Below are 25,050 nucleotides of genomic sequence, written 5' to 3'. Positions count from 1 at the left end.
TGTTCGTTCGCTGGCTGCAGCTGCTGCGCGGGCCGGTCGGGTCGCAGAAGGTGTCGTTCGTGCCGACCGCCGACTCCGCGCTCGGAACTGGGATCTTCGGTATAACTGACTCTCGCGGTCAGTTGATGGTGCTCGGGTCGCCTGGGGTGAGTCACGCGTGCCGCCTGGCTCGACAGCTCGGCAGAACCTCGCCCGGTCCAACTGCCTCAGACTGAATTGTGACTCGGATCACGGCAATTGACGCGGAGTTCAGCATCGCTGAGACAGTCGGCGCCGGCGGTCGGCGCCGGCGGATGGTTCTGCTGGCGGTGCATGTCATTGACGTTCCGGGCCGGAGTCCTGAGCGCCTAACGCGGTACCCCGCACTTGACGACTCGGGCGTCCCAGGTGACGATTTCCCGCTTGCCCGAAGAAGTACCCAGAAATACAAGAAAAGAGTTCGCGAGGATTTTCGGTATCTCCGTGTTGTAGAACATTGAGAAGACAATAAAGAATCCGAAGAGAAGCAAGGCGCCCCACAAAGACCGCGACGGGGTCTCGAGTCAGCAATGACAGCGATACTCTGGTGCGCTGTTCAAGTATGGCAACGCGCAACTCCTCATGCTCCAATGCCTCTTGAATCTTGTTCTCGTATTCGAGTTTCACCCTCTCGACATCGGCGAGTGCCTGAGTGAGGTTACAGCCTTGCGCCGGAGGTTCGAATCCCTCGCCATCCGCAACGTTGATCAGGTCCGTGACCTGCGGGTTTGCGGCCACTCGTTGATGGTCGTGATGTTTCGCGACGTCGCTTGTTCGGTGCAGGCTGGGGTGAGTTGCGGAGGATGGGCGGAGGCAGGGTCGTTCTGCTTGGCCGGCGCTGCCCGACCGAGAGCTGATCCGTCACCTAGTCGGTCGGGCTGTGGGTGTCGAGGCGGTCACGGTTCGGTGGGCGATCTGGTCGACGAGGTTGACGTGGTGGCGGACTTCGGCCCAGGTGGGGGAGAGCTCGTAGGCGTGCTGGTGGCAGCCTTGCGAGAGCCCGGCCCAGGCGATCTCGGCGATCGTGCCGGTCTCTTGGTCGACGAGTGTTCGCAGGCAGATGAGCCGGACTCTCATTCCTGCGTCGGTGAGGGCGTGGCCGCGGGAGACGAGCGCGGAGTCGACGACGTGCTCGAGGGCGGTGCGGGCGAAGACGGCAGCGGCTCTGGTGCGTCGGCGGGCGGGCAGTTGCGTTGTCCCGTCGAGGGCGGCGCGGGCAGCGACCAGGTGCCGCTGTGCTCGCGCCAGAAGGGCGAGCCCGACTGCCGTCGCGTCGGGATCAGTGGCCATGGCCGGCCAGTTCCCGCACGACCGTGCGGACGTCGTCGATTGCGTTGAAGGGGCTGCCGTCGAGGCCGTTGTGGACGCCGGAGGTGCAGACCTTGAGGGCGTTGCGTCGTCCGGGGGTCGTGCGCCAGCTGTCGAGGGTGCCTTGGGTCTGTCCGGTGAGGGCGAGCAGCAGTCTCAGCCGGGTGGTGAGGGTCGCCGTCCATCGGTTCTCGACGTCGGTGCGGCCGGTGCCGGTGAGGAGCTGGGCGCGGAAGTACGTGTCCCGGCAGGCGGTCTCGAGGGCGAGTCTGCAGAGTTCGGGGACGACGCTGGCGATGACGTCGGCCGGGACGCCGCTGTCTTTGGCGACTGCGTAGGCGTCCTTGAGGTAGCGCTCTGCGGGGTTGGAGCTTTCGTGGACGACGACGGCTGAGCCGGCGTCGCGGGTGACTTCGAGGATCCGGGCGGGGATCTGGAGGCGGCGGACGGCTTCGGGGAGGCGGTCGTCGTGGGTGAGGACGACGACCTGCCGGTCCTGGGCGGTTTGCTGGAGGACCTGGGCGAGGCCGTCGACCTTGGCGGGGTCCATGGCCTGGACGGGGTCGTCGATGACGAGGAACCCGAACGGGCTGTCGGCGGCGGTGGCCCGGGGCAGGAACAGTGCGAGGGCGAGGGCGTGGAGCTCGCCCTGGCTCATGACGCCGAACGCGCCAGCGTCCTGGCCGTCGACGGAGGCCACGAGCTCGACGCGGCGGCGGGTGTTGGCGCCTTCGAGGGTGAGGGCCCCGAGGTCGACGTTGCTCTCCTGGCGCAGCATCGACCAGATCTGGCGGGCGCGGTCGGCGAGCGGGGCGAGGCGGGCGTTGCGCAGCTCGTTGGTGTTCGTCTTGAGCCACTTCTCCGCGGCCTTGAGGTGAGCGACAGTGTCTGCGGTCTGCTCGGCCTGCCGAGCGAAGCCGAGCCACTCGGCCACTCGGACGGCGAGCGGCTGCCAGGCGTCCTCCCGGGCGGCGACCGCCGCGGTCGAAAGTGCGACAACCTCGTGGACGGCGACCTCGACGGCCGCGTGGTGGGTTTCGACGTCCGCGACGGGAGAGTTTTCGTCGGTGGACGCCGCCCGCAGCTCCGCCCATGCGTCTGCCAGGCGGGTGAGTGCGTCGGCGAGGTCGGGCAGGCCGTCGGGCGCGGGCGTGATAACGACGTGCGGTGCGGCGGGGACGGCCCGCTGCAGCGCTGTCCGGGCGGCCGAGCTGTCGCCGTCCGCTTCGGCGAGGGCGTCGGCGAACAGGCCGGCCTGGTCGATGCTGGCGCGGGCCCGGTCGGCCCAGGCCGGGTCGAGGGTGCCTTGCCCGCAGACCGGGCAGAGTCCTTGTCCGTGCTGTTCGAAGTGCTGGACGGCGGCGCGCAGCAGGGTGGTGGCGCCGATCTCAGCGGCGCCGGCGGCGGCGAGCGCGTTGGCCCGCTGTGCGGTCGCTGTGTCGAGGTCGATGCGGGCCTGCCGCCACGGGGCCAGACCCGGGGCCTCCACGCGGGCCAGGGCGCGTAGCGCGGCGAGGTGCGGATCGGCTGGTGCGGCGCCGGTGACGAGTGCGGACAGAGCGGCCAGGTCGGGCTTCTTGCCCTTCATGAGCGCCAGCGCCTGGGGGCCGCGCGGGTCGGGGCAGTCGGTGAGCTGAGGGGCGAGCTGCTTGGCGACGGCGGTGGCCTGGGTGGCCGGCTCGGCGAGGGACTTTGCGCGGGCGGTCAGGAGCTTGCCGGCGTCCTCGAGGCGGTCCAGGCCGAGGATCCCGGACAGGGCGTCGTGGAGCTTGCTCGGCTCGGCGAACAGGGCGCCGAGCTCGTCGTAGGACAGGAACGGCCGGAACAGTTCCAGGTCGCGGGACCACCCGAAGGAGTCGAGGTCGCCGCGCTTCTCACCGGGGCGTTGGGTCCACGTCTTCACCGCACCCAGGTCGGCGCCGCCCGCCCACTCGGCACCGACCGTGGTCGTGCCCTGCCCTTCCTCGGCGAGCTCGACGAGGATCGAGGTGGTCTGCGGCTGATGCAGGTTGCGCCAGGACTCGCTCCACACCGCCGTCCGCTTGCTCCACCGGTAGCTGTGCCGGGTCAGCGCGACCTCGAGTGCCTCCGCGAAGCTCGACTTGCCGCAGCCGTTGCGGCCCGCGACCACGGTCAGCCCCGGGCCGGGATCCAGGGTGAGGGTCGAGGCCGGCCCGATCCCGCGGAAGCCGGTCACGGTCACCCTGGAAAGGTAGGCGCGCGCTGCGGTGGTCGGATCGGCGGTCGAGTCGGCGGCGGGCTGTGGCGTCGGGGCGGGCGGCGGGACGGCGGATGCAGCGGTGCCGGCGAGCGCGTCGTCGAGGTCGTCCGGGCCTTCGAGGGCCGCCAGCACGAGGAGCTTCGCGGGATCGGCCAGGCCGGTGTCCGCGGTGGCCCGGTCGAGTACCGCGTCGATGAGCGCGTCGCTCACGAGACCTCCTCGTCGTGGTCATCGAGGCTGTCACGGTAACGATCCACCGTGGTCACGGTCCGTCAGATGACGGAAGAACCTCCAGCGGCTGTCACGTTCGCGGGCGAACGGTCACAGCTCGCTCGTGCGCCGGACGCCGCTGCGCAGAACGTCAAGGCGGGTGTACCGCTGCCCGAGCGTCCAGGCCCACGGCTTGCCCGAGGCGGTCGTCGTGTCGTTGACGACCGGCTGGGGCAGACGGATCGTGGCCGCGTCGTCCGGGCCGGTGAGGAGCAGGACGTCGTACGCGTCGCCGTCCACCCTCGTGCCGGCGGCCAGCAGTGCACGGATGACCGTGGCGACCTCGTGGTCTCCGGTGTCGTCGCGGCGTGCCGCTTCGTGGTCGGTGAACGGGACGGCGACCTCGTGCCGCAGGATCCGCGGGACGACCGGCTGGATCTGTCCCTCGGCGTAGAACGCCAGGTGGGTCAGGCCGTCGCGGAACGCACGGTTCGGTTGGCAGACGTAGGCGCTGATCCGCTGGTACTCCGGCCACGCCGTCCGAGCGGCCACGACGACGGTGTCGTCGCTCGACAGCAGGCCGTCGGTCTCGTAGAGCCGCACGAGCTCGTCGAGCAGGAACCTCGTCTGCTCCCCGAGCAGCCGCCGCGGGTCGGTGACAGCCTGGTTGATCGCCTCGGCCAGGTCACGGAACCCGACCCACAGCACCCGCGGCCGCACCGTGTCCTGGACGCCGTCCAGCACGGAGAACCACGCCGGGCGCACCGGGTCAGGGGTGAGGGCGAACAGCAACGCGTCCGGGTCGGACTCCAGCAGCCGGGCGTGGCCGCGCAGCTGCTGCCGGTCGTGGCCCTCAGCGTTGTACCCGCCGCGCACGGTCTTGGTCTCGAATAGCCAGGTGAAGTGCCCGGAGATCCGCGCGTCCGGCACCGAGGTGTCCCCGGTGATCTGGTTCTCGAACGACACCGTCCGCAGCTCGCTCCCGGCCCCGGACGCTGCCCCGAGCAGGTCTGTGACGAGCGCGAGATCGATGCGCTCGAACACCGCCATCGTGGACGACGTCACCCGGTTCTCACCGGCGCGGTAGGAGGACAGCAGCGGGTTGGCCATACCGAACCTCTACCACCACGCAGCGACAACCGTGGCGTCGACGTCCACGTCAGCGGTCGCGTGCGCGCCGCAGCTCACTGATGCGGGCACGCAGCGCGGTCCTCGGCATGCCTTGGAGGTTCAGCGGCGGGTCCAGCTCGGCCAGGACGTCGTCCTCGAGTCGGCCGAGGGTGTCGGCGTCCTCGACGACCACAGGCGCCACCTGCAGGTGGGCATGGATCCACTCGGTGAGCCGGGCGTCGTCCTCGGACGTCATGGCCAGCGGGCCGCGCAACAGCCCGGCAAGGGTGCGGCGGAACGTGGAGAGCTCGGCTCGCCCGCCGAGGTGCATACCCGCCAACCGGGACCAGAGCGTGTTCGTCGAGCGCTTCCCGCTCGGCCAGCGGGTCGCCCCGGCCAGGCCGGCATAGATCAGACCCTCGTGCACGGGTAGACCCGCGCCACGGGTGAGGTCCGCGGCCCCGTCGGCGTCGACCCACCAGGAGTACAGGCCTGGGCCGGACAGCTGCGACCGTCCGGCGGCGAGCAGCGCGCCGGGTGTCATCCGGTGGGCCGGGTCGGTAAGCACGGCGACCAGGCGAGCTGCTTCGGCCGGGTTCGCCGGGGGCGACTCGCGGGTGAACGGCCCTTGGTCGCGCTCAGGCGCCTCGACGTCGTCGTCCGCGGTCGTCTCGTCGTCGACGAGGTCCCAACCGGCGACGTCGCTGGCTGGCCCGGCTCCGAGGACGCTCGTGTACCAAGCGATGGTCTCGCCGACACCGGCCGGCGGGACGGGGTTCGTCGGGACCGCGGCGTGGGAACGCAGGGGCGCGTCGAGGGCCGATCGGTAGTGGTCGCCGGCGTGAACCTCGACATGGCGGTCGGCCAGCGGGCCGACAGCGGCAGCGAGCTGCTCCACGACGAACGCGCCCCACGCCGTCCGGTACGAGCGCGGTTGGGCGCCCAGGTACAGGTCGTAGGTCGCGATGACTTCGTCTGGGGCGACCAGGCCCCAGCGGCTGCTCAGGACGAACCATGGCAGGCCCGAGGCTTCTGCGTAGCGGCGGCGTTGCCGGAACAGCGGCGAGACGTAGAGGTCGCGTGCCGGTGCCGAGTGGTCGAGCTTCGTCTTCACGCAGCCAATGAGAGCGATGTCCGCGCTGTGGGTCTGGCTGGTGGTCGCGGGGACGGCGATCTGCGCGGCAGCTTCGACTTCGATGGGCGCGGACGTCACTGTCAGTCGGTAGAGGCCGCGGTCCACGCGATGCAGCGGCGTACCGCCCGGGCTCTTCGGTCCGCCGGTGGCGTTGACGGTCATCCCCTGGATCACCGGCCCGATGGTGCTGTCCCCTCGAGCGGGGTCGAGGCGGTGCACCTCGCGGACCAGGGCGTCGCGCGTGAAGGTCCGGCCGCCGGAGCCGAGGCGGTGGGCGGCGTCCAGTACGAGCTGCCAGGTCGGAAGGTGTGCGGCCATGAGCTCAGCCCCTCTCAGTTCGGCTGTGTTGCGGTGCGTGGAGGTCGTACACCTGGATCGTCGCCCCGTAGGGCTCGCCCGGTCGGACCGTCCGCTTGCTGGCGACCAGGTAGTCGACGCGTTCGTCGTCCGCCTGGGGTGGGTCGAACCGGCCTGGGCGGGTGCCGAGGATCGCGCCCATGGCGTCCAGGGTTGACTTCACCAGGTTGTCGATGTCCCAGGCCTCGTTCACGGTGCTGGGCTGCGGAGTGCGGAAAGCGATCGACACGGCGAACCGGGTGTTGGCGGGCTGGACGCCTCTTGCCTCGAGCTGAGCGGCAACCGCACGGACCCAGGCCGTTGTGGCGCTGGAGCTGAAGGACGACGGTCGCTCGGGGACGTCGAACGCGACGAGGAGCCGCCCCGGCATTAGCGGCTCAGGGAACGGGACGTTCGGCTGGGTCACCCTGCTCTCGGATGGTCCCACCGTCGGGATCGTCGATGGTGCCTTGGCGGCAACCGATGGCACTGCGGGACTGCCTATCTCGGCGTCGAGGGCTGCTGCAATCTCAATGGTCACCGGAGTCAGGATGTAGCCGCTGGCAAGATCGCCGAACACTCGGACACCCTCGGGGTGATGCCGGCTGTACCGGGCGATGTAGGCGCAGACCACGGCGTCGACGCTGTCCTCCACGGCGCGGAGCTGGCTCTTGGTCGAGGCACTGGCCACGGCAGCGCGGATGCTGTGCCAGGCCGGGGAGTGCGCGACGAACAGGGGTGCAGGTGCGGTGGCGAGACTCTCGAGCAGTCCGAGGAGCCGGCCGAGCTCCGCCCGGAGGTGCTCGAGGTCGCGGCCGGGCTTGTCCTTGTAGGTGATCACGCTGGGCAGGTGGAACAGCGAGACGATCGCCGGGTGCGGGTAAACCTCGACGGCGCGCCTCGGCGCAGTCGACGCAGGGTCGACCTCGAGGGCCAGCATGGTCGTAAGGCGCTCGGCCCGAGTGCCGTGGGCGAAGGAAGGGTTCGCCGTGTTCGCCGAGTGGCAGGAGGCGTTGAACCGGCCGAAGTGCCGGCTGATGAGGCGCTCGCAGGGGCGGGCACCCGACGGGTTCCGGACGACGATCGGGGCGTCGATCGCGACGAGCGCCGCCTGGGCGGTCCACGGGCGGAGCCAGTCGAGGATCTCGTCATCGGTGCGGACCTGCCGGGCGTCGAGCAGGTTCCCGGACTCGTCGAGCGCGGCCAGCCCCGTCCAGGCCGTCGTCCCCCACGCCAAATCAACGCCGATGTCGAACATGCGCCGTCCCCACCCCGCCGTCGCGTCCTCATCGACGCGTCATCGAACCGTACCTGCCATCCCTGACAGCAAAGTCGATGAAATCATCAAGAGTGTGGCCACGGACCCTTTCGACGAACTCGCTGCGCTGCCCGGCGTTGCTCAGCGCGGAGGCCTGTCGCCCGCGGGTCTGCCGGAGCGCTACCTCTACTCCGAGGACATGAACTACCGATACGCATTCGGACGCTGGTGGGGCGAGCAAGACCTGGCGGCCACCGCGGTGTGGGTACTCCTGAACCCGGCGACAGGCGACACCGAACAGCGGCGCCGCCCGACCCTCGAACGCTGCATCACCTGGTCCCGCGACGCCGGGCACACCGGAATCGTCATCGTGAACCTGTTCGCCTACCGCGCGACCGACCCGCGGTCCTTGCGCACAGCCGCCGACCCGGTCGGCCCGCACAACGATTCAGCGCTTGCCGCCTTCACGGCGGCCGGCGCCCGGACCCTCGTCGCGTGGGGCGCGCACGGACGCCTGCACCGCCGCTCCAGCCAGGTCGCCTCACTCCTGACCAATCCGACGTGCCTGGGAACGACTCGAGCCGGTGAACCCCGTCATCCGCTCTACGTCCGTGGCGACACCGCGATCACCACCTGGACGGTGCGCTCGACCACCTGAGGAGGGACAACCCCCCAAGTCCCCGGCGCCTGGGCGGATGAGGGTCGGCAGGTCGCTCGTCAGCTCAAGCACCGAGCGCGAGGTGACGTCCGTCGGGTGCCGGCCCTCGCACCTCGTCGATCTACTGCGGTCGCACCTCGTGAACTACTATGGGGATGGAGAACAGCGCGCGTTCTGGGGCGCCTAACTCGCGGATATCCAGCAGGTCACGACACAACCATCTGGCAGCGTGCCCGCACCTCCACTCCTACGCCAGGCGAACTCAAGGCTGGACTCGCTCGCCGACCCCACGATCTCCGCCATGCCGTGGTCTCGACCTGGCTTGCAGTTGGCGCGGATTCCGCGCGAGTAGCGGACTGGGCCAGCAATGGCATTCAGGTCTCGCACCGCGTGTATCCACGTCGTGCAGGATGATGGTCGCCCTCGCGCCAGTCGCTGACCGTATGGCTCAAGTTTGCCGCCCGATGTTAGCAATGCCGGGACGCAGCATGGTCAATGCGTGCATACTCAATGACGCTGAATCGGCCAGATGCAATCGCACCCGTCCCGGTGGACCGAATGCGGACGTGGGGCGAAGAGGACTAGGGGGTCCCAGTGCAGGCGAGCGCGGCGTTGCGCGAGGCTATTCAAAGCCTTCCGAGCCCGGGATCACCTTCTCGGCTGTCCGCGGACGGTGCCGCAGTTGGCTTGTCGTTCCTCGATACCTCACTCAGGCTGAATCACGTCAGGCGCCTCACCGAACGCCTCACCGTCGTAGAGCACAAGGCGGCACGGCGTGTGACCGAAGTCGACGTCAGTTTGCGCCTTCTGAACGCGGGTCAGTTGGAGGCGGCCGAGCTGTATCAGAACCTACGAACTCAAGCCGGCTTTAGGCCGGACGCGCTAGAAGGCGGAGCCGATCGTCCGGAAGTGTGGATCCCCGTGGCACGGCTTTCTCGCCGAAGCGTGTCACCGATCGACGTCTTCGATGCAGGAGGGCAGCGACTACCACGCCTGACCCAGTACGAGAGTTCGAGACTCATGGCGTCAGGCTTGTACAGGCTCTTCCGTGCGATTCTTCTTAGCCACCCACACGCGCGGCAGCCCAACTCGGATCTCAGCCGGTTTCTGTTTCGCAACAACGAGCCGCGATGGCTTCTTCAGTCAGCTCTCGTCACGCTCCTCACGGAGCGCGCCCAACCTGGCCAACGCTATGAACGGGCGGCGACGGAGTTCACTGTGATTGGGAGAGGAGCGGAGCACAAGGCTACGGCCCTCAAGATCCTCGATGAGTATGCTGAAGCACTGCAGGACTACTTCGCCCTCCTGCAAGTCGCGCTCAGCGAGTACCTCTTGGTAGTTGCGCTCGATGGCCGCATCAACGAACATGTGCTCACGTATGAATCGCCCGTGGAAGCGACCGAACCGCGTGCAACGTCCAGGCTGTCGCGGCTTACTCGCTCTAAGTATGTGGTGTCGTATAAGACGCAGATGCCTTCTACACTTCGTTCGTACCACTTCATAGCAGAGGCTGAGCCTGGCATACATATCACTCGACTGGTCCTGAAGAGCGACTCAGATCTTCGCGTCGGCGCCGAGGTCTGCGAGGACCTCAAGTGCCTCGCAGGTGAATTGGATGCGGCGAAACGCAGCCCTAAGGGGCACGGGTACCAGAAGTTGCTTGAACTCGAGGCACAGACCACGCTTCGAAGACTAGCCGACCTTGTGCGCCGCCGGCGCTGGGAGGCCGAGGCCGCACAATCCTCGTTGCCGGCCAGCCGGATTCCTGCATGTGACGACCTGGCCTGGGCAGCCGCGTCGGGCGAAGGTACTACCAACGCTAACGGCGACATTGTCAGTTCGATTCTAGAGCACCCGATCCTGATTGACCCACAAGTTCTTCGGCAGGCGGCTGATGAGATCGTTCAACAGCAGTTGGTCCATGATCTATCTGTGGAAGACGACCCAATCTCCAATCGTGCGCATGCATACTGGCGGCGACTTCACTCGCGGCTGCAGAACACCGCACAGATACAAATGCGGGTGACCTTCATCATTGAGGATGCGACGCCCGCTAGCTTCCGTGACGCCATGACCTACTGCTTGTCATTGGCAGCTATCGTACTCTCGTTAAACTGGGTCATGCTCGGTATTCCGCCCACATCCATGGCTATCCCGATCTCGGAGATGCCTCGCGGTGGCGATACAGATGCGATAATCGCGGTACTGCTTCTGATCCCGGGATTCCTATACGCTCGCCTGAGTTTACCTGATCGTCATTCCATCGCTGGACACCTGCGTGCAGGGCCTCGTTTGGCTGCGAACATGTCGCTGATTACCACTGCTTTCCTGGCGGCGAACATCGCTGCTGGCGTCGACGGAATAGCTCTGCAGGTCGTGTTCATCCTGGCGGAAGTCGTCCCACTAGCCATTGGCCTGGGCCTGATGCTGCTTCTCCGACACTCGGCCTCGCCGGAACGGTCTGGTGCAGCGGGGTTACCTCGCTGGGCGTACAGTGCCAATCAGCTGCCTGGTGACGTAAACCCTCACGTCGTGTTCTTCACATCCGGTGTACTTCCCCGAGGCGACGATGTCTGAAAGCAAACAGGCTGGTGCGCACGATCCGACTCCTGCACTTGCGCTGGCTGATCTAGCGCGTGCTGGCTATCTCAGTATGCGCCAACCGTTCATGCAGGTGGACTTTGAGGTGCATCATCTCAAGGATAGGCCCGGATACTTGGACGATCTCCTTAGGGCGCCGACATTGCGCGGGGACGGGGGAAGTCAATCGCGCGGCAAGCATCGCGACGTCGGGACTTTCATGGAGACCCTTTCTACAAGCAGCTTCGGCGTTGGCCTGGTGGTGGGAACTCGCACGGGCAAGGCCCTCGGGGAATTTGAGTCCAAGCCGCATGATGGCAGCTCGCCGGTGAAGGTGGTGTCCCAGTCGACGCCGGATGGCCTGGTGTTTCTCGGGACAGCCAAACCGAACCTCACATTCCTGTATGAAGCGTCGCGAGTCTTCGAGGGAATCATCGTTCTAGATGATCAGCCCAAGAGGGTCTTCGTGCGTGACGGACTACTCATAAGGAAGGTTGTGGCCTTCATTGCGCAACTTGCGGCGGAAACGGCGCACGCGCCGATCCTGTCGCTCCAGTCGCCCGTCCAGATTCCCTCTGCAAGCTGGGAGGGAGAACCGGGGCGACTGCCGCGGAGCTCGTCGTTGGCGGTGCGATTCGCTATTGCCCTGCAACAGCCCTCAACTCAGCTGCGACTTCGCCTAGGACATTTGGTTGAACGCTACTGTGAGGAGAATGGTCTTGGTCTGTGGCTCTCAGACACTCGGCCGGGATACCGAAGCGGCAACTGGTTCCTCATAAAGGGGCTCGACCGGGCTAAGGCCGCAAAGCACGCCGACCCAACTTTCGACCGGGTCGGAGGGCATGGCCTGGAACTGTGTATGCCTATGACGCTGGTTGGGCCCGCGCGCGTAGGGTCGACAGACGCGGTGCTCAAGTACTTGAGCCGTTTCTCATCGGCGTCGGTTCTGGGATGTTCGATATCATCGTTGGATGACCTGGCGTTTATACACTTACAGCTGGCCGTTCTAGGAGAGCCGGCAAGTGCGCGTGAGCGGCTCTCTCAAAGAGTTGCTGATGCCACTTCCGGTGAGGACAACACGCTCGGGGCGCTGGAGCGCACTTTGGACGTCGTTCTTCAGGGTGACCGGCCATACGCGGATAACGAGGGCGATGCATTGCTCCTGAATAGGGTCGGCGACTATCAGGTTTTAGTCGGGCCCGCAGTCGACCTCGACGTCGCGGGAGGTAAGGTCAGAAAGTTGGGTATCTGGGTCTCGTGGCGCTGGCAGTCGGCGAACGCCGACCTGTTCGCTCCCCTGACAACCTTGAATGACGCGGTGCGTGCGCTGGGCCTGTCGAACGGTGAAGCGCCCAATATCGAGTACTTGGTGTGCCGCCACGTTGGTGACTCGGTACTACGAGCCAAGGGAAAGCTTGCGCTCATGTCTGATCAAGTTGATGCATTGTTCCCGAATACTGCGTATGAACTGGGTGTCTCTCGGTTGTGCGTCAGCTTGGAAGACGCTTGGAGGGCAGCCATCGAGGACGCGGACGTGCCCGGGGTGAGCGATGTGACTGTCTCGTGGCGTGAGTATTGGCTGGGACACTGGACGGCGCCTGCATAGAGGAGGGGCGAGAGTGAACGCACTTCATAAGGTATGTTGGCCCCCGAGTCAATTGTGGGCGCCCGCGGTCTCGAACAGAGAGGCGGCCGCGTGTCCGTGGGTGCATCCGCGCGCGGCGGACGGCGGCGAGTCGTGACCACGACCGACTGCAACGCCGGGGCCGTCACGGTCGCCGATGGGTCCGGCCATCCACAGTAGGCACTGACGCACGACAGTCTTTCGCGGACAGGCCACGGAGACGAGACGCCGGATCTGCGCATCGCTCCTAGTCAGAGCTTGTTTGGTGCCCTGTCTTGAAAATCGTTGATCTTGGTACCAACCTTGATCCGTGGGTTCGAATCCCACGCCCTCCGCTCAACAAATAGTGCCTCTGGCCAGGCAGTTTGTCGAGTTGGGGGTAGCGACGACGTCGTGTCGGCGGCCGGCTTCACTACGGCCTCTGACTCCTCGGCGTCGGATGCTGCGGACAATGCGCGGACACCGTCTCGTCAGACCGTTGCCGGTCCCCGCCACCAGGGCGGTGAATTTCGATGAGCAACCGTGGCGAGTTTCACCGAGCGCCATCAGAACCGGGCGTGCAGGCCGGCGAGCGAGCGGAGGGCCTCGTTCCTCTCGCGGATGCCGTCGTGCTCGGCCAGGTCGGCGGCGATCGCGAGCGGGGAGCCCGCGACGGCGTCCAGGCCGGCGAGTGCCGGGCTCGAGGAGGCGAACGGGACGACGTGGAGGATGACGTTGGCGCGGGAGCGGGCAGCGGGGGACAACAGGTAGTCGTCGACGAGCCCGTCGAGCTCGTCGGGGTGCACGTAACCTTCTGCGACGGCGGCGACGGACATGTTCGACGCGGGGAGCGAGACGCCGCTGAGGTGCACGCGCTGGTCGTCGCGCAGCGCTGGCAGGTCGCGGGGGGAGGCGGCGAACAGTCTCCGCTCGGCTCGGTTGCCCAACGCGCGGACGAGGTGGACCGCGACGTCGTCGGGGTCGTCGGACGAGGTGTGGGAGAGCAATAGCCGCAACCGTGACCGTGCCCGGGACCGCGCCGACGGGCTGAGACCAGCCGAGGCCCCGCCCTCGCCGGCGACGAGGAGCAGATCCCACGCCGACTTCGATGACAGGGGCCGCCCTGGCCCGGCGTGGCGTTCGATGCGGCGCAGGTCGTCCATCTCGAGGACCCACTGGTGCCCGATCTTCTCCGCGGGCAGGCTGCCGTCCCGGATCCGCTGGTGGATGCGCTGCGGGTGGACGCCGAGCATCTCGGCGGCTTCGGCCACACTCATCTGTGCATTGGCCATGTCGGCACCTCCCCGGACGTCGTTGCGGGTTGCGGGAAGTCTATAGATCTTTATAGAGATCCGGCAATGGTCCGACCGGTGGCGCCCCGAGCGGGTCGAGCATGCCGCGTCCGCGCGCCGTCCTCGCGGCAGCCCAGGCTTCGTGTGCGGAATCGTCTCCGGACGTGCCCTCGCTGGCGTAGAAGATCGGCGAGGTGCTGGACGTGCGCCGTCCTTGTGGAGTCTCGAGGCGGCGTTCGACGGGATCCTGGTCGGCGCATCGGCGTAGTGGTTCCGCGTCGACGCCGGTGGGGTTCGTCGATGGCGCGGGTTTTTTCAACGGGTGCGTGTCTTGCTGCGGAGCGAGGTGGCCTTCGCGGCGCTGTCGAGTTCCTGGCGGAATGCGACGTGCCGTGGGTAGCGGGCGCGGACTTCTGACATGTAGGCGGCGCCTTGGTCCGGGGATCGGGTCGTGAGGGCTTCGGCGTGGGCGAACGTGAGGGCGGCGGCTCGGGAGTAGGCGCTGCGGTGCTTGTTCGACACGATGGCGTCGATCCGTGCGTCGGTGACGCGTTGTGCGATGTCGATCAGGTCGGTCGGCTGCGACGCGGTGGCGAGCCGGGTCGTGAGAGCTTCGGTGAGGAGCGCGGTCAGGGTGGGCCGCTCGCGGGCGGGTGTGCTTGCCCGGCCGGTCGTCCACGGGTTGTCGTTGTCCGGCGTGCTGGTCCGGAAGAGCCGCTCGTGGTCCTGGGTGTCGTGCAGGGTGTCGATCGCGGTGAATGTCGCGCGCAGCAGGCCGTCCCGCGGGATGGCGGTGGCGGCGGCCCACAGACAGGGCAGGACCACCGGGCCCGGATGTGCCAGCCGTGACCAGCCGAGGGGTTCGGATGCGGTGAGCGCCGCGACCGCGGGGTCGAGGAGGCCTGCGAGCAGCAGCACTTCGCAGCCGAGGCGGTCCGGTCCGGCACCTGTTCGGGTGGCGGCGTCCAGGACCTGCGCGGCTTCGACCGTCAGGGCGTCGTCGAGCAGTTGGGCGGTGCGCGCGTCGTCGACCATGGCGATCAGCCGGTCGTGGCTCGGGAGCGCGCGCCAGGCATCCTGTCGGGCGCGGACGGCGCCGGGCAGGTCGTTTGTGGCGGCGCACAGGTCCGCGAGGCGGTCGTTGAGCCCGGCCAGGAGGCCCGGCTCCAGACCGGGCAGCGTGACTGCCTCGCGGGCGGCGTCGGCCGCGTCGCCCGGGCGACCGGCGGCGGCCAGGGCGTCGACGCGGATCCGGCTGATCCCGCCCTGGTGGGGTCCGGGTCTGCGGGCCAGGTCGGCGAGCGTGTCGAGACCGTGGTGCAGGTGGGCGGCCTCGGCGAGCAGCCGGACGCGTTCCCGGGCCGGTGGCCCGTCAGCGCCGCCGACGAGCTGGTCGATCCAGGCGGGCAGGAAGCCGGCGAGGTCCGGCAGCGGAACCGGGCGGGTGTCGGTGACCTGGGCCAGGCTCAGGGGTTCGGGACTCCACGGCAGCGTCGACCAGGCGACGCCGAGTGCGTTCGCGCGGGCCGCTGCCGGGGTCGTCTCGTACACGCAGCGCACGTAGCGGGCGAGGGCTTCGGGGACGTCGGTGGCCTCCAAGGACCAGATGTCCAGCGTGATCTCGGCCAGGGTTTCGGGCAGTCCCGGTGGGTCAGGCCGGAACAGGTCGAGCAGCAGGTCGTACACCTCGCGTGAGTGCTGCGCATCGGCGGTGAGGAAGACCTCGGAGGCCTCGGCGAACAGGGCGTCGGCATCGGCCACCCAGGCCGGGACAGGCTGCGCGTCGTCCCAGCCGTACCGCCCCTGCCAACCGTCGTCCCAGCCTTCCTCGGGGTCGTCGTAGTCCCCCGCTGCGACCCGGGCCGCGAAGTCGCGCACCCGCTGCGGCAGCCCGTCGTCCACCTCACGGTGTTCGGGCCGGGCCGTTGCCGGGCCCGTCAGATCTGTCGGGTCCGTCGGGTCAGGGAAGATCGCGAGGAACGCCGCGCGCTCTGAGGTGGGGAGCCGTTCGGCGTGCGCGAGGAGCAGCCGGGTCAGGTCGTCCCGGGAGAGCGGGGCCAGACGGGACCGCAGGTCGGCCACGAAAGCCCCGAGCGTTAGGCCCCGCCCGCTGCTCATGAGCTCTCGTCCGGCTGGACGAGGCGCAGCGCCGGGCGTGACGTGCGCTCGCGGAGATGGGCCTGCAGCGCACGATCCGGGAAGACGTGGGTCTTGTGCAGCGGCCCGCACGGGGTGTGGGCCAGGCGCACGGCGAGCGCAGTCAGGCCTGCAGGCCCTGCACCGTCGCGGTGGGCGTCGGCGAGGAAGCTGAACTCGGTGAGCATCCCGATGGTGCTGCGGTTCGCCGTCTTGGCCAGCACACAGGTATCCATCGCGTGGATCTCGGCCTCGATGAACTGCGTCGGCGCGGCGTGCGCGGCCAGGACCGCAGCGAGGGCGCCGGGGAACCTCGCGCACAGGGCGCGAGCCGGGGCCAGGGGCAGCAGGACCGGCAGCAGGGTGGCCTCGTTGACGAACAGTGCGACCGGCGACCGCCACCGCAGGACGGTCGCGTACCAGGCGCCGAGCGATGTCGTCGACGGCGGTGCCTCACCGGCCGCGGGCGGTCCGAGCTTCGCCAGCAACCTCGCCGTGGCGTGGACGACGAACACGACACCTCCGCAGATCCGTCCTGGCCGGCCGCGGGCGACGCTACCGTTTGCGAGTGACCTCGCCGCGGCTCGACGAGTTGCACCGGATGCTCGACCGTGAACGGGAACGGCCGCTGGGCGGGCTCCGCGACCGGTCGAACCGTGTTCTGGCGCCGGTCAGCGAAGGCCTCCATGCAGCCGGTGACAACCTGCTGCGCAAGGCGGTGCGGGCCCTGTCCTCGGGCGACGTAGACCGGGCCCGACGGTACGTCGAGCGGGCCGTGGACCTGCCGTTCGACGAGCACGAGCGGATCGGACCCGCCTGGTTCTCGGCCTCGATGCTGCTCTTCACCGCCATCTCCGACCGACTCGACGTCACCCCCGAGGGCGACGACTCCTGGCTCACCGCGGCCGAGCAGGTCCAGCAACGCTGCGACCCGGCGGCGGAACCGGCCCTGCTCGGTGCCCTGGCCGCGATCGCCCACGACGCCGAGCTGTCACGGTCCGAGCTGCGGCGATGCCGCCGTCTCGTCGGGGCTATTCCGGCCGACGCCTGGAACGAGCACGAGCCTGTGGATCGCCAGGACCGGCTCAACGCCATCCTGGCCGTCGTCGCCGCGACGGTCGACTACCGGCGCCAAGCCGCCGTTCGCTGACCGGGCCTGACGGAGAACGTTCGTCGGCCTGGGGAGGACGCCGTTCCTCTATGCGTTGCTTATGCAACGCATAGAGGAACCAATGGCGGGAGGCGGTCCTGTCGTCCCCGGACGATGAGGCGTAGTTGTCCGACCCCGAGGGCTCGAGGAGTTGTGGCCGACTCGGAGGTGGTGCCATCGGCCGAGGCTGCAGACACGGTCGGTGTCAGCCAGCAGGAGGTGCGCCGCGCCCTGGATCGCGCGGCGTGGGTCCTGGTCAGCAGGCAGATGGTCATGCTGCACGCGGCGACAGGGCGGCGAAGGGGTCGCGTGCGCGGCCCTACGGTAGCGACGTGCATCCACAATCACGAACGACTGACTGCTCAAACAGACGTATGACATAAATAACGGTCACTAAGCTACGATGACTGCTCATGGAGCTCTCGAGGCCGATGCGGGTCGTCACCGCCGCGCTGGACGGCGACCTCCTCGCCGTGCTTGCGGGGGCCGATCACGCGTTTACCGGCCGGCAGCTGGCGCGTCTGGCAGGTGCGAGCAGCGAGGGGGCCCGCCGGGCGTTGGCTCGGCTCGTGGAGCAGGGCATCGTCCTGCGGGAGCCGGCGGGGGCCGCGCAGATGTACAGGCTCAACCGTGAGCACCTGGCTGCGACCGCCGTTCTGGCTCTGGCGCATCTGCGGTTCGCGCTGCTGGACCGGCTCAGAGGCGTCCTGGGCTCGTGGGAACGTGCTCCTGCGTATGCGGCGCTGTTCGGTTCCGCGGCCCGCGGTGAGGAACGGGCCGACAGTGACCTGGACATCCTCGTGGTCCGACCCGGTGGCCTCGCGACTGATGACCCGAGGTGGCGGGGCCAGATCGCGGACCTCGAGCGTGACGTCGCCCGGTGGACCGGGAACGACACCCGCGTCCTCGAAGTCGGCGTGAGCGACGCAGCGAACGCCGAGGAGGAGTCCGTCATTGACGACGTCCTGCGTGACGGGATCCCCCTGGCCGGCGATGTCGCGGCCCTGCGCCGACTGCGTGTCCGGCACCGTCGGACCCGGTCGCTACCCTCCGTCCGGTGAGCCCGAACCGCCGCGCAGACGCCGGCTACGCCGTAGGGCGTCGCGCCAAGGCGGTGCAGTTCATGACCGCCGCCGACGAAATCATGGACCTGGCCGACGATGCGGCAGACATCGGCGACGCCTACGTCACCCTCTGCGTCCATGCCGGCATCGCGGCAGCGGACGCCATCACCGCTCACCGGCTCGAGCTCCACCACTCCGGGGACAACCACGCCGAGGCTGTCGCGCTGCTGCGCCAGGTCCGACCCGACGGTGCAGAGCTGGCCGCGCACCTTGCTGCACTGCTCGGGCTGAAGACGAAAGCCGGATACACCCACCGACCCGTCTCTGGTCAGGAACGCGTCCAGGCCGGACGACGAGCCCACGCTCTCGTCGACTCGGCCAGGGGCCTACGCCTGGCCTGACCGCGGGACCGCGTCTGCGCACCAGCGAGTGCGTCAGCGAACCCGCGAACCGATACTCGCGAAACCGGCGCAGCGTGGCTGGACATGTCCCGCCCGCCACGGCAGGCAACGACGCGCGACAGTCCTTCGCGGACAGGCCACGGAGACGAGACGCCGGATCTGCGCATCGCCCCTGGTCAGAGCTGGTTTGGTGGTCTGTCTTGAAAACCGTCAGGGCGGTACCCAACCCGTCCTCAGGGGTTCGAATCCCTTGCCCTCCGCTCAAAACACGTCGTGCCTCTGAACAGGCAACGTGTCGAAGAAGGCGTAGCGGCTACGTCGTGCCGGTGGTCGGCTCAACTGCGGCCGCGTCGGCCGCACCGATCGGCACAGGAGACTGTCCAGCGGCAGTGGGCGACCTGCGGCTGGTGTGGGCCCGCCGGCTGTGTCGGCGAGGGTGGTTGCCCGGACCGATGAGTTCGGGCCGCCGGAGCCGTCTACCGTGCGGGGTCAAGGTCTCTTGGAGGTGTCGGACGTGCGCAAGGTGGTTCTGTACGAGCTGTTGTCCCTCGATGGCGTCGCGGACGAGCCCGATCGGTTCTTCGCCGACTGGGACGACGCGATGGATGCCAACCTTGCGGCCGTCATCGCGACGCAGGACGCGGTCATCCTCGGTCGGCGCAGCTACGACGAGTGGGCCGGGTACTGGCCCAGCAGCGACATCGAGCCGTTCGCGACCTTCATCAACGGAGCAGCGAAGTACGTCGCGACGTCGACTCCGTTGGAGCCGAAATGGGCGAACACGGAAGTCATCGACGGCGACCTTGTCGAGTTCGTGCGTGATCTGAAAGGCGAGGCTGGAGCCGACATCGGCGTGCACGCGAGCATCGAGGTCGCGAAGGCGCTGCTCGTTGCGGGCGTCGTCGACGAGCTGAGGCTGGTGATCGCACCGACCATCGCGGGCACCGGACGCAGGCTCCTCGACGGCGTACCTGCGACACGGCTGGCATCCGTCCGAAGTACGGTCTCACCGACGGGTTCCGTGCTCGCGGACTACCGCGTCATTGGGTGAGCGGGCAGCCACTCACGTACATCGGCTGCCACGTGCATGAGAGTGGTCCGGGCGCGGCTCAGAGGTGGGGTACCCCGGTCTTGCAGAGGTGCACCGGGCCGGGGACCGCGTGGTGGCGGGCGGCAGTGCAGTGCACGTGGACCACGCCTTCGCGGCGGGACAGCGCGGGCTTGCGCCCCCCGGTGCTGCCCCACCCGGGAACCCTGGCCGGCCACAGCCGGCCGTTGTCGATCTCCAGACGGGGCACCTGCTCGACCGCCCGCCAGCGCGGTGTCCAGGAGGGGTGGACGACGGGTGGGCTCGGTGGATCGCCGTCCTCCAGCAGGTCGACGCCGGAAGGGGCGAGGACCAGCCCGCCCTCGACCGCTGCGGCCTCGCTCGTCATCCAGCGCAGGGCGATCCGGGCGGTGACGGCGTGCTCCTCGCCGCCACCGCCGATGTCGCTGTGCGCGCCCCGGAACCAGACCTCCAGCACGTCCTGGTCGAGGATCCGCTGCCGCGCCTCAGGATCCAGCCGGGACATCGCCCGGCCCGGTTCCCGGTCGACGTCGAGACCGCCCCAGGTGGTGGGGGTGAACCAGGCCCGGCGCTCGTCCAGGGCCAGTGCATGCCGGACGTGACGGACATCCGGGTTGTGCCGCAGGTGCGGCAGCCTCACCGGCAGCAGGCCGCCGTACGACTTGACGGTGTCCCACACGCCGAGGAAGTGCACCGGGCAGTTCTGGTTGAGGCCTTTGAGCGCCTCGATCCGTGCGGCGCCCCTGCCGTCAGGACGCATCTGCCGGAACACCGTCCAGGCCTGTTCGAACCGCACGCCGCCGTCGTCCCCGGGCCTGGGCAGGCCGCACCGGTACAGCAGCCCGGCGAGTGCCCGGACGGTGAACGCGCCCCGGCTGAAGCCGAACAGGAACACCCGGTCCCCGGGGGAGTACTGCTGGGCGAGCGCCAGGTACAGCTGGCCGACGTTCTCCTTCAGGCCGTAGCCGGTCGCCTGCGCGCGCAACCGGTCCCAGCCGGCGCGGAACCCCGTGCCGGGCGCGGTCTCCTGGACGAGCAGCGCGTCACGGTCGGCGGCGCTCTGCAGCCAGTCGACGGCACCGGCCGGGTCCTCCGCGGTCCCGATGCCCTGGTCGTAGATGGCGATCTGGCGATCGCAGTCCAGGGTCAGCAGGCCGATCAGGGCGCTGACGTTGCTGGCTTTGTGGTGCAGGGAGTTCCCGGTCCCGTCCGAGCAGACCACGAGCGTGCGGGCCATGGTGTCCTCTCGATCGTCGTCCTGCCGGCTGGGCTCGAGATCATAGGGCGAGCGACCGGCCGCATCTCAGGCGCGGGTCGGATGCTGCTGCGTTGGCCGAGGGTTCGACACGGGGCCTCTCGGGGTCAGTCTCTCCTCTCCCGTGCCGACCATCCGGCACGCTCTGCGATGGCGGCGAGGTCGTCAGGGCCGGCGGCGGCCGCGGCGGGGTCCTCGGGCCAGCCTTCGACCTGTTCGCGCGCCCAGTCCGCCCAGCGGCCGACCATGGCGTAGTACTCGGTGAAGAAGGCGCCGGCGAGCATCGCCTGGGCCGCCCGGTGCTGGAACGGACCCTCCCCGGCGGCGTACTGCTGCGCGGCGGCGAGATTCTCGACGTTGCGCTCCTCGGCCCAGGTGCGCGCAGCGGCGATGGTACGCAGGGCATCGTTCCGTGTTCCGTGTTCGGCGAAGCTCAGCTTCACCAGCTGCTCGAACTCCAGGACAGGACCTTCGCCCGGCTCCTGGAGCCACTCGGCGAGTGCTCGTCGTCCGGCGTCGGTGATCGAGTACACCGTGCGTGGTCGACGACCGACGGTCTCGTCCACCGCCTCGGCGAGTCCTCGGGCGACCAGCTTCTTGGGCTCCTCGTACAGCTTGCTCTGGGCCCGCGGCCAGACCCGGCCCAGAGTGCGGTCCATCTGGCGGGTCAGCTCGTAGGTGCTCCACGGCTGCACGGCCAGCAGGCCGAGGACGGCGTAGGTGGTCGCGGTCAGGCGAGGAGGAGTTGACACATAGTCTCCTTGGGATGATTCTGGTTACTCCCATAGAGACTACCCGGTTGGAGGAACTGTGACGACGATCGAGACACCGGTCGACGAGTCGAACGCCGACCAGGCCCGGGCCTGGGACGGCGGGGAGGGCGCCTGCTGGGCCGTCCACCACGAGATCCTCGAGTCCTGCCTCGCCCGCTACGACCCGGCGTTCATGGCCGCCGCGGACATCTCCTCGTCGGACCGGGTGCTCGACATCGGGTGCGGAACAGGCGTCTCGACGAGGGGCGCCGCTCGCGCCGCGAGTGCGGGACACGCGCTCGGCGTCGATCTGTCCTCGCGGATGATCGACGTCGCCCGCAGCATCGCCGACGACGAAGGCCTGAGGAACGTCTCCTTCGCCCGGGCCGACGCCCAGGTGCACCCGTTCGCGACGGACGCCTACGACGTGGTCATCAGTCGCACCGGCGCCATGTTCTTCGGCGACCCGACCAAGGCCTTCACCAACCTGAGGCGAAGCCTGCGACCCGGTGGCCGGCTGGCGCTGCTGACCTGGCAACCCCCCGACCGTCAGGAGTGGATCAACGCGTTCTCCCTGGCGCTGGCCGGACGCACCCCGCCCGCTCCGGCGCCTGGAGCCGCCGGGCCGTTCGCCCTGAGCGACCCCGACCATGTGCGTGCTCTCCTCGAGCAGGCGGGATTCACCGAGATCGGTCTCGCCGGGTTCGCGGAGACCACCAGCTACGGGCGGACGGTCCGGGAGGCCCACGCCCTCGTCGTCGGCCTGCTCGGCTGGATGCTCGAGGGGCACGAACCGGGACGTCGTGACGCCGCCGTGGAGGCCCTGCGCACCACGCTCGCCGCGCACCAGACCGACGACGGCGTCCGCTTCGGCTTTGCCGCCTGGGTCGTCACCGCCCGTCGTCCCCGGCAGAGATGAGGGGACCTGCGAGATCCCCGGTGTCAGCCGGAGGCGGCGCTTCCAGGGTGGCTGCGCACATCGCGTCGCCGATCCAGTGCTCGTACTGCTCACCGCTCCAGCCGCGCGAGCCGGTCAGCAGGTGCCATACCTGCACGCTGTTCAGGGTCCAGATGCGATCTCGGGCCTGCTCGACGGTGACGCCGGGTGCCAGTGCGTCCAGGGCGGCGAGCCGCTGGGCGACCATGGTGGTGCCCGCGAGCCGTTCGCCGTCGGTCACGCGCTGCTGGGCGACGAGGTCCTCCTCGCCGGCTGCCGCCCCCGCGGTGACCTGCAGCATGAGTGGTCCCACCCGGTCGAGCAGCTCGCGGCCGAGGCGGGCGTAGCCCTGCAGGAACTCCCGGGCGTCCGGCGTCTCGTACAGGGCGCGCACGTCAGGTCGCTCCGACAGCGGGACCGCCGCGTACTCGACCGCCCTCGGCTGGCAGGCGCAGCTCGTGTCGTACCCGCTGTACCGCGCTGTGGCCCCGGCGGCCTTCGCTGCCTATCACCAGCAGTACAACGAAGCCATCCCCGTCGTCGTCATCGCGCCGGGCTTCCTGACCTTCCTGGCCGGTGCGGCGTTCTACTGGACGCGACCCGCCTCCACACCACGCCCGGTCGCCGCGCTCGTCAGCGTCGCCGGCCTCACCTCGCTGCTGTCGACGGTGCTGTGGGCCGTCCCGCTGCACGACCGCCTCGACGATGTCGGCCGGTCCGCAGCGACCATCGACGGCCTCCTCGACGCCAACCTGCTGCGCACGGCCGCACTGAGCGCCGCCACCGTGGCGTTGCTGTGGTGCCAGGTGCGCTCCGGTCGAGAGGCCTGACCTCGTCACTGCTCGTTCCGCACGACTCGAACGCCGTGCGGCGTTCTTGCCCCGGCTTCGTAGGAGCCATCCCATGAGCTATGCCGTCATCGAGAACCCCGTCACCGGCGAGCGCGCCCTCAGGCGCCACGCACCCAGCGACGGTTCGCCGCTGGTCGCCGACCTGTACGCCCGCCCGGGCGCCGCGGTCGTGGGCGAGCACGTCCATCCGCACGCCCGTGAGACCTTCACCGTCGTCCGCGGCACCCTGGGCGTCCGGGTCGGCGGGGTCGAGAGCCACGCCGTCCCCGGCACGCGGGTGGTGGTCCCGCCCGGCACCCCCCACGACTGGTGGACCGTCGGCGACGAGACCGCGTTCGTCATCGTCGAGGTCGACCCCGGTCACCGCTTCGAAGCCATGATCCGCAACCTGTTCGGCCTGGCGGCTGACGGTCGCGCCGACTCCGCCGGGCGCCCGGGCCTGCTGCAGGCGGCCCTGCTCGCCCGCGAGTTCGACGACACCATCCGTTTCACGAGCCCGCCGCGAGCGGTGCAGCGACCGTTGTTCGCAGCCCTCGCCCCCATCGCCCGAATGCGCGGGTTGCAGGGGCGGTACGAGAAGTACGAGCAGCACACCGGAGCCACGGTCGAGGAGCTGGAGACCATCCCGCCCGAGATCGCCGTTCTTCTGCCCGCGCTGACCCCGGACCACCGCGGCTGACCGCGGGGGCCCTCAGGGTCGGGCGGAGCCGTACCACCGCAGCACCCGCAGCGCGCGCAACGTGTTCCAGCGGCTGGGCCTCCCGTCGCCGTCCTCGAGCTCGAAGTGCACGAGCCCGGGGTAGGTGTTCTCCAGGAGCCAGGTCCCGTCGGGCTGCTGCGTGTCGCGGACGTGCTGCACCGCGTCCGCGAGCCGTGGGTCCGGGGTGCCCCCGACGGCCCGGAAGTACTCGAGCCCCCGCAGGACGTCGTAGTGCCACTGCGGGGGGAACGAGAACCGCAGCCAGTCGGGGTCGACGGTCGCCCCGGTGCTCGCGCGACGGAAGAGGCTGCGCGTGAGCAGGTACTCCTCGCCGCGTCGCCGTGCCTGCGCGACCGGACGGGCGCCGCCTGCGCGTTCGTACTCGAGCAGGCCCTCGAGCACGCAGAGCGTCGAGTGGAAGGACGACCTGACGGACCCGTTCTCCGCCTCGCAGTTCCAGCCGCCGTCCTCGAGCTGCTCGCCGAGCAGCCGGGCGACGATGCCGTCGACGTCCTCGCCGAAGTAGGCGCCGATCGTCGCGGTCCCGCCGTTGATGCACGGCTCGACCTCACCGGCGAAGAACGGCTCACCGGCGTACTCCCACCGGCAGTGCTCCCGGACGCCGGCCACGGCCGCGCGCACGGCCGGATGGTCCGGCTCGACGCCGAGCTCGCGCAGCAGCCGCAGGGTCGGCAGCGTCGAGGTCCACGGCTGGCCCTCGGGGTCGCCCACGACCGGCTGCGCCGGCCGCCAGTCCTTGCCGGGGAAGCATGCCCCGCCGGCCCACTGCCCGCCGTCCTGCAGGTCGAGAAGCCGCTTGCCCCAACCGGTCTCGGCCACCCGGGCCCGCTCCGCGGCCACCTCGGCGGGCGGCGCGTCGGTGAGGTCGCGGAGCACCTGCCACCGGACGGCCGGGTCGGCGTCCAGCAGCCACGCCACGACATCGCTCATCGTCTCCTCCAGGCTCACCTCGGGGACCTCGGCGCTGGACGCTAGCCAGGATTCC

23 protein-coding genes are annotated in these 25,050 nt (G+C 69.1%); 10 read left to right on the top strand and 13 right to left on the bottom strand.

Annotated elements, in window-relative coordinates; genetic code table 11:
* Positions 1-315 precede the first annotated feature (315 nt).
* The 6 genes from EDJALFJO_RS33330 to EDJALFJO_RS08960 all read right to left on the bottom strand — a co-directional run bounded on the left by EDJALFJO_RS33330 (position 316) and on the right by EDJALFJO_RS08960 (position 7,596).
* Positions 316-756, bottom strand: coding sequence for a hypothetical protein (locus tag EDJALFJO_RS33330; protein WP_143448396.1), 441 nt, complete (start codon positions 754-756; stop codon positions 316-318).
* A gap of 123 nt (positions 757-879) precedes the next feature.
* Positions 880-1,308 carry a hypothetical protein gene (locus tag EDJALFJO_RS08980; RefSeq protein WP_088284309.1) on the bottom strand — a complete coding sequence of 143 codons (429 nt, stop codon included), beginning with the start codon at positions 1,306-1,308 and terminating at the stop codon, positions 880-882.
* The gene (locus tag EDJALFJO_RS08975) at positions 1,298-3,757 is read right to left on the bottom strand and encodes an ATP-binding protein (protein WP_088284307.1); all 2,460 of its coding nucleotides are present in this window, start codon (positions 3,755-3,757) and stop codon (positions 1,298-1,300) included. Before EDJALFJO_RS08975 ends, EDJALFJO_RS08980 begins: the two co-directional genes overlap by 11 nt.
* Before the next feature lie 111 nt (positions 3,758-3,868).
* A complete protein-coding gene (locus tag EDJALFJO_RS08970; protein WP_088284305.1) occupies positions 3,869-4,867 on the bottom strand; it encodes a hypothetical protein in 999 nt (332 codons plus the stop codon).
* 49 nt (positions 4,868-4,916) lie between these two features.
* Positions 4,917-6,320, bottom strand: coding sequence for a DUF6884 domain-containing protein (locus tag EDJALFJO_RS08965; RefSeq protein WP_198950146.1), 1,404 nt, complete (start codon positions 6,318-6,320; stop codon positions 4,917-4,919).
* A gap of 4 nt (positions 6,321-6,324) precedes the next feature.
* Positions 6,325-7,596, bottom strand: a complete 1,272-nt coding sequence (locus EDJALFJO_RS08960) for a DUF429 domain-containing protein (RefSeq protein WP_088284303.1) — start codon at positions 7,594-7,596, stop codon at positions 6,325-6,327.
* On the opposite strand from EDJALFJO_RS08960, the gene EDJALFJO_RS08955 reads away from it, so the two are divergent.
* The 3 genes from EDJALFJO_RS08955 (at position 7,586) to EDJALFJO_RS33320 (ending at position 12,440) form a co-directional block, all read left to right on the top strand.
* Positions 7,586-8,254, top strand: a complete 669-nt coding sequence (locus EDJALFJO_RS08955) for a DUF1643 domain-containing protein (protein ID WP_088284301.1) — start codon at positions 7,586-7,588, stop codon at positions 8,252-8,254. The two genes, EDJALFJO_RS08960 and EDJALFJO_RS08955, sit on opposite strands and share 11 nt — an antisense overlap.
* Before the next feature lie 777 nt (positions 8,255-9,031).
* Entirely contained in the window at positions 9,032-10,831 is a 1,800-nt protein-coding gene (locus tag EDJALFJO_RS33325) for a hypothetical protein (RefSeq protein WP_233149759.1), read from the top strand.
* The gene (locus EDJALFJO_RS33320; protein WP_143448394.1) at positions 10,803-12,440 is read left to right on the top strand and encodes a hypothetical protein; all 1,638 of its coding nucleotides are present in this window, start codon (positions 10,803-10,805) and stop codon (positions 12,438-12,440) included. The genes EDJALFJO_RS33325 and EDJALFJO_RS33320 overlap by 29 nt, the downstream gene beginning before the upstream one ends.
* Positions 12,441-13,003: 563 nt before the next feature.
* Here the strand turns inward: EDJALFJO_RS33320 and EDJALFJO_RS08945 are convergent.
* The 3 genes from EDJALFJO_RS08945 to EDJALFJO_RS08935 form a co-directional block, all read right to left on the bottom strand.
* Positions 13,004-13,729 (bottom strand): helix-turn-helix domain-containing protein, encoded by a 726-nt coding sequence (locus tag EDJALFJO_RS08945; protein ID WP_088284297.1) that lies wholly within the window; start codon positions 13,727-13,729, stop codon positions 13,004-13,006.
* Between the two features lie 315 nt (positions 13,730-14,044).
* On the bottom strand, positions 14,045-15,847 hold the full coding sequence (locus EDJALFJO_RS08940) for a hypothetical protein (protein WP_143448393.1): 1,803 nt from the start codon (positions 15,845-15,847) through the stop codon (positions 14,045-14,047).
* Positions 15,844-16,380 (bottom strand): hypothetical protein, encoded by a 537-nt coding sequence (locus tag EDJALFJO_RS08935; RefSeq protein ID WP_198950145.1) that lies wholly within the window; start codon positions 16,378-16,380, stop codon positions 15,844-15,846. Before EDJALFJO_RS08935 ends, EDJALFJO_RS08940 begins: the two co-directional genes overlap by 4 nt.
* 53 nt (positions 16,381-16,433) lie before the next feature.
* Here EDJALFJO_RS08935 and EDJALFJO_RS08930 point away from each other — a divergent pair, with 53 nt between their 5' ends.
* The 4 genes from EDJALFJO_RS08930 to EDJALFJO_RS08915 all read left to right on the top strand — a co-directional run bounded on the left by EDJALFJO_RS08930 (position 16,434) and on the right by EDJALFJO_RS08915 (position 19,531).
* Positions 16,434-17,015, top strand: a complete 582-nt coding sequence (locus EDJALFJO_RS08930; protein ID WP_088284293.1) for a hypothetical protein — start codon at positions 16,434-16,436, stop codon at positions 17,013-17,015.
* Between the two features lie 431 nt (positions 17,016-17,446).
* Positions 17,447-18,076 carry a nucleotidyltransferase family protein gene (locus EDJALFJO_RS08925; RefSeq protein WP_198950144.1) on the top strand — a complete coding sequence of 210 codons (630 nt, stop codon included), beginning with the start codon at positions 17,447-17,449 and terminating at the stop codon, positions 18,074-18,076.
* The gene (locus tag EDJALFJO_RS08920; RefSeq protein WP_198950143.1) at positions 18,073-18,480 is read left to right on the top strand and encodes a hypothetical protein; all 408 of its coding nucleotides are present in this window, start codon (positions 18,073-18,075) and stop codon (positions 18,478-18,480) included. The genes EDJALFJO_RS08925 and EDJALFJO_RS08920 overlap by 4 nt, the downstream gene beginning before the upstream one ends.
* Before the next feature lie 514 nt (positions 18,481-18,994).
* Positions 18,995-19,531 carry a dihydrofolate reductase family protein gene (locus EDJALFJO_RS08915; protein WP_088284373.1) on the top strand — a complete coding sequence of 179 codons (537 nt, stop codon included), beginning with the start codon at positions 18,995-18,997 and terminating at the stop codon, positions 19,529-19,531.
* A 58-nt stretch (positions 19,532-19,589) separates the two neighbouring features.
* Here EDJALFJO_RS08915 and EDJALFJO_RS08910 read toward each other — a convergent pair whose 3' ends face one another.
* On the bottom strand, positions 19,590-20,786 hold the full coding sequence (locus EDJALFJO_RS08910) for a DUF2235 domain-containing protein (protein ID WP_088284289.1): 1,197 nt from the start codon (positions 20,784-20,786) through the stop codon (positions 19,590-19,592).
* Between the two features lie 125 nt (positions 20,787-20,911).
* Entirely contained in the window at positions 20,912-21,556 is a 645-nt protein-coding gene (locus tag EDJALFJO_RS08905) for a PadR family transcriptional regulator (RefSeq protein ID WP_198950142.1), read from the bottom strand.
* 58 nt (positions 21,557-21,614) lie between these two features.
* On the opposite strand from EDJALFJO_RS08905, the gene EDJALFJO_RS08900 reads away from it, so the two are divergent.
* The gene (locus EDJALFJO_RS08900) at positions 21,615-22,475 is read left to right on the top strand and encodes a class I SAM-dependent methyltransferase (RefSeq protein ID WP_198950141.1); all 861 of its coding nucleotides are present in this window, start codon (positions 21,615-21,617) and stop codon (positions 22,473-22,475) included.
* On the opposite strand, the gene EDJALFJO_RS08895 is transcribed toward EDJALFJO_RS08900, so the two are convergent.
* A complete protein-coding gene (locus EDJALFJO_RS08895) occupies positions 22,447-22,887 on the bottom strand; it encodes a hypothetical protein (RefSeq protein WP_088284287.1) in 441 nt (146 codons plus the stop codon). The two genes, EDJALFJO_RS08900 and EDJALFJO_RS08895, sit on opposite strands and share 29 nt — an antisense overlap.
* Before the next feature lie 64 nt (positions 22,888-22,951).
* Here EDJALFJO_RS08895 and EDJALFJO_RS08890 point away from each other — a divergent pair, with 64 nt between their 5' ends.
* Positions 22,952-23,323, top strand: coding sequence for a hypothetical protein (locus EDJALFJO_RS08890; RefSeq protein ID WP_088284285.1), 372 nt, complete (start codon positions 22,952-22,954; stop codon positions 23,321-23,323).
* A gap of 73 nt (positions 23,324-23,396) precedes the next feature.
* Positions 23,397-24,023 (top strand): cupin domain-containing protein, encoded by a 627-nt coding sequence (locus tag EDJALFJO_RS08885; RefSeq protein WP_088284283.1) that lies wholly within the window; start codon positions 23,397-23,399, stop codon positions 24,021-24,023.
* A 12-nt stretch (positions 24,024-24,035) separates the two neighbouring features.
* Here the strand turns inward: EDJALFJO_RS08885 and EDJALFJO_RS08880 are convergent, their stop codons facing one another.
* A complete protein-coding gene (locus EDJALFJO_RS08880; RefSeq protein ID WP_088284367.1) occupies positions 24,036-24,995 on the bottom strand; it encodes a hypothetical protein in 960 nt (319 codons plus the stop codon).
* Positions 24,996-25,050: the final 55 nt, after the last annotated feature.

It is taken from the genome of Kineosporia sp. A_224 (genome assembly GCF_002198655.1).
Lineage (GTDB): Bacteria > Actinomycetota > Actinomycetes > Actinomycetales > Kineosporiaceae > R-H-3.
Note: the sequence above shows the minus strand (reverse complement) of the source record. Positions and strands in the feature narration are given on the sequence as shown.

Coding starts and splice junctions, on each gene's coding strand:
- EDJALFJO_RS08955 (WP_088284301.1), top strand. CDS start 7,586: ATGTCGAACATGCGCCGTCCCCACCCCGCCGTCGCGTCCTCATCGACG.
- EDJALFJO_RS08885 (WP_088284283.1), top strand. CDS start 23,397: ATGAGCTATGCCGTCATCGAGAACCCCGTCACCGGCGAGCGCGCCCTC.
- EDJALFJO_RS08940 (WP_143448393.1), bottom strand. CDS start 15,847: ATGAGCAGCGGGCGGGGCCTAACGCTCGGGGCTTTCGTGGCCGACCTG.
- EDJALFJO_RS08910 (WP_088284289.1), bottom strand. CDS start 20,786: ATGGCCCGCACGCTCGTGGTCTGCTCGGACGGGACCGGGAACTCCCTG.
- EDJALFJO_RS08970 (WP_088284305.1), bottom strand. CDS start 4,867: ATGGCCAACCCGCTGCTGTCCTCCTACCGCGCCGGTGAGAACCGGGTG.
- EDJALFJO_RS08880 (WP_088284367.1), bottom strand. CDS start 24,995: ATGAGCGATGTCGTGGCGTGGCTGCTGGACGCCGACCCGGCCGTCCGG.
- EDJALFJO_RS08965 (WP_198950146.1), bottom strand. CDS start 6,320: ATGGCCGCACACCTTCCGACCTGGCAGCTCGTACTGGACGCCGCCCAC.
- EDJALFJO_RS08925 (WP_198950144.1), top strand. CDS start 17,447: ATGCGGGTCGTCACCGCCGCGCTGGACGGCGACCTCCTCGCCGTGCTT.
- EDJALFJO_RS08945 (WP_088284297.1), bottom strand. CDS start 13,729: ATGGCCAATGCACAGATGAGTGTGGCCGAAGCCGCCGAGATGCTCGGC.
- EDJALFJO_RS08980 (WP_088284309.1), bottom strand. CDS start 1,308: ATGGCCACTGATCCCGACGCGACGGCAGTCGGGCTCGCCCTTCTGGCG.
- EDJALFJO_RS08960 (WP_088284303.1), bottom strand. CDS start 7,596: ATGTTCGACATCGGCGTTGATTTGGCGTGGGGGACGACGGCCTGGACG.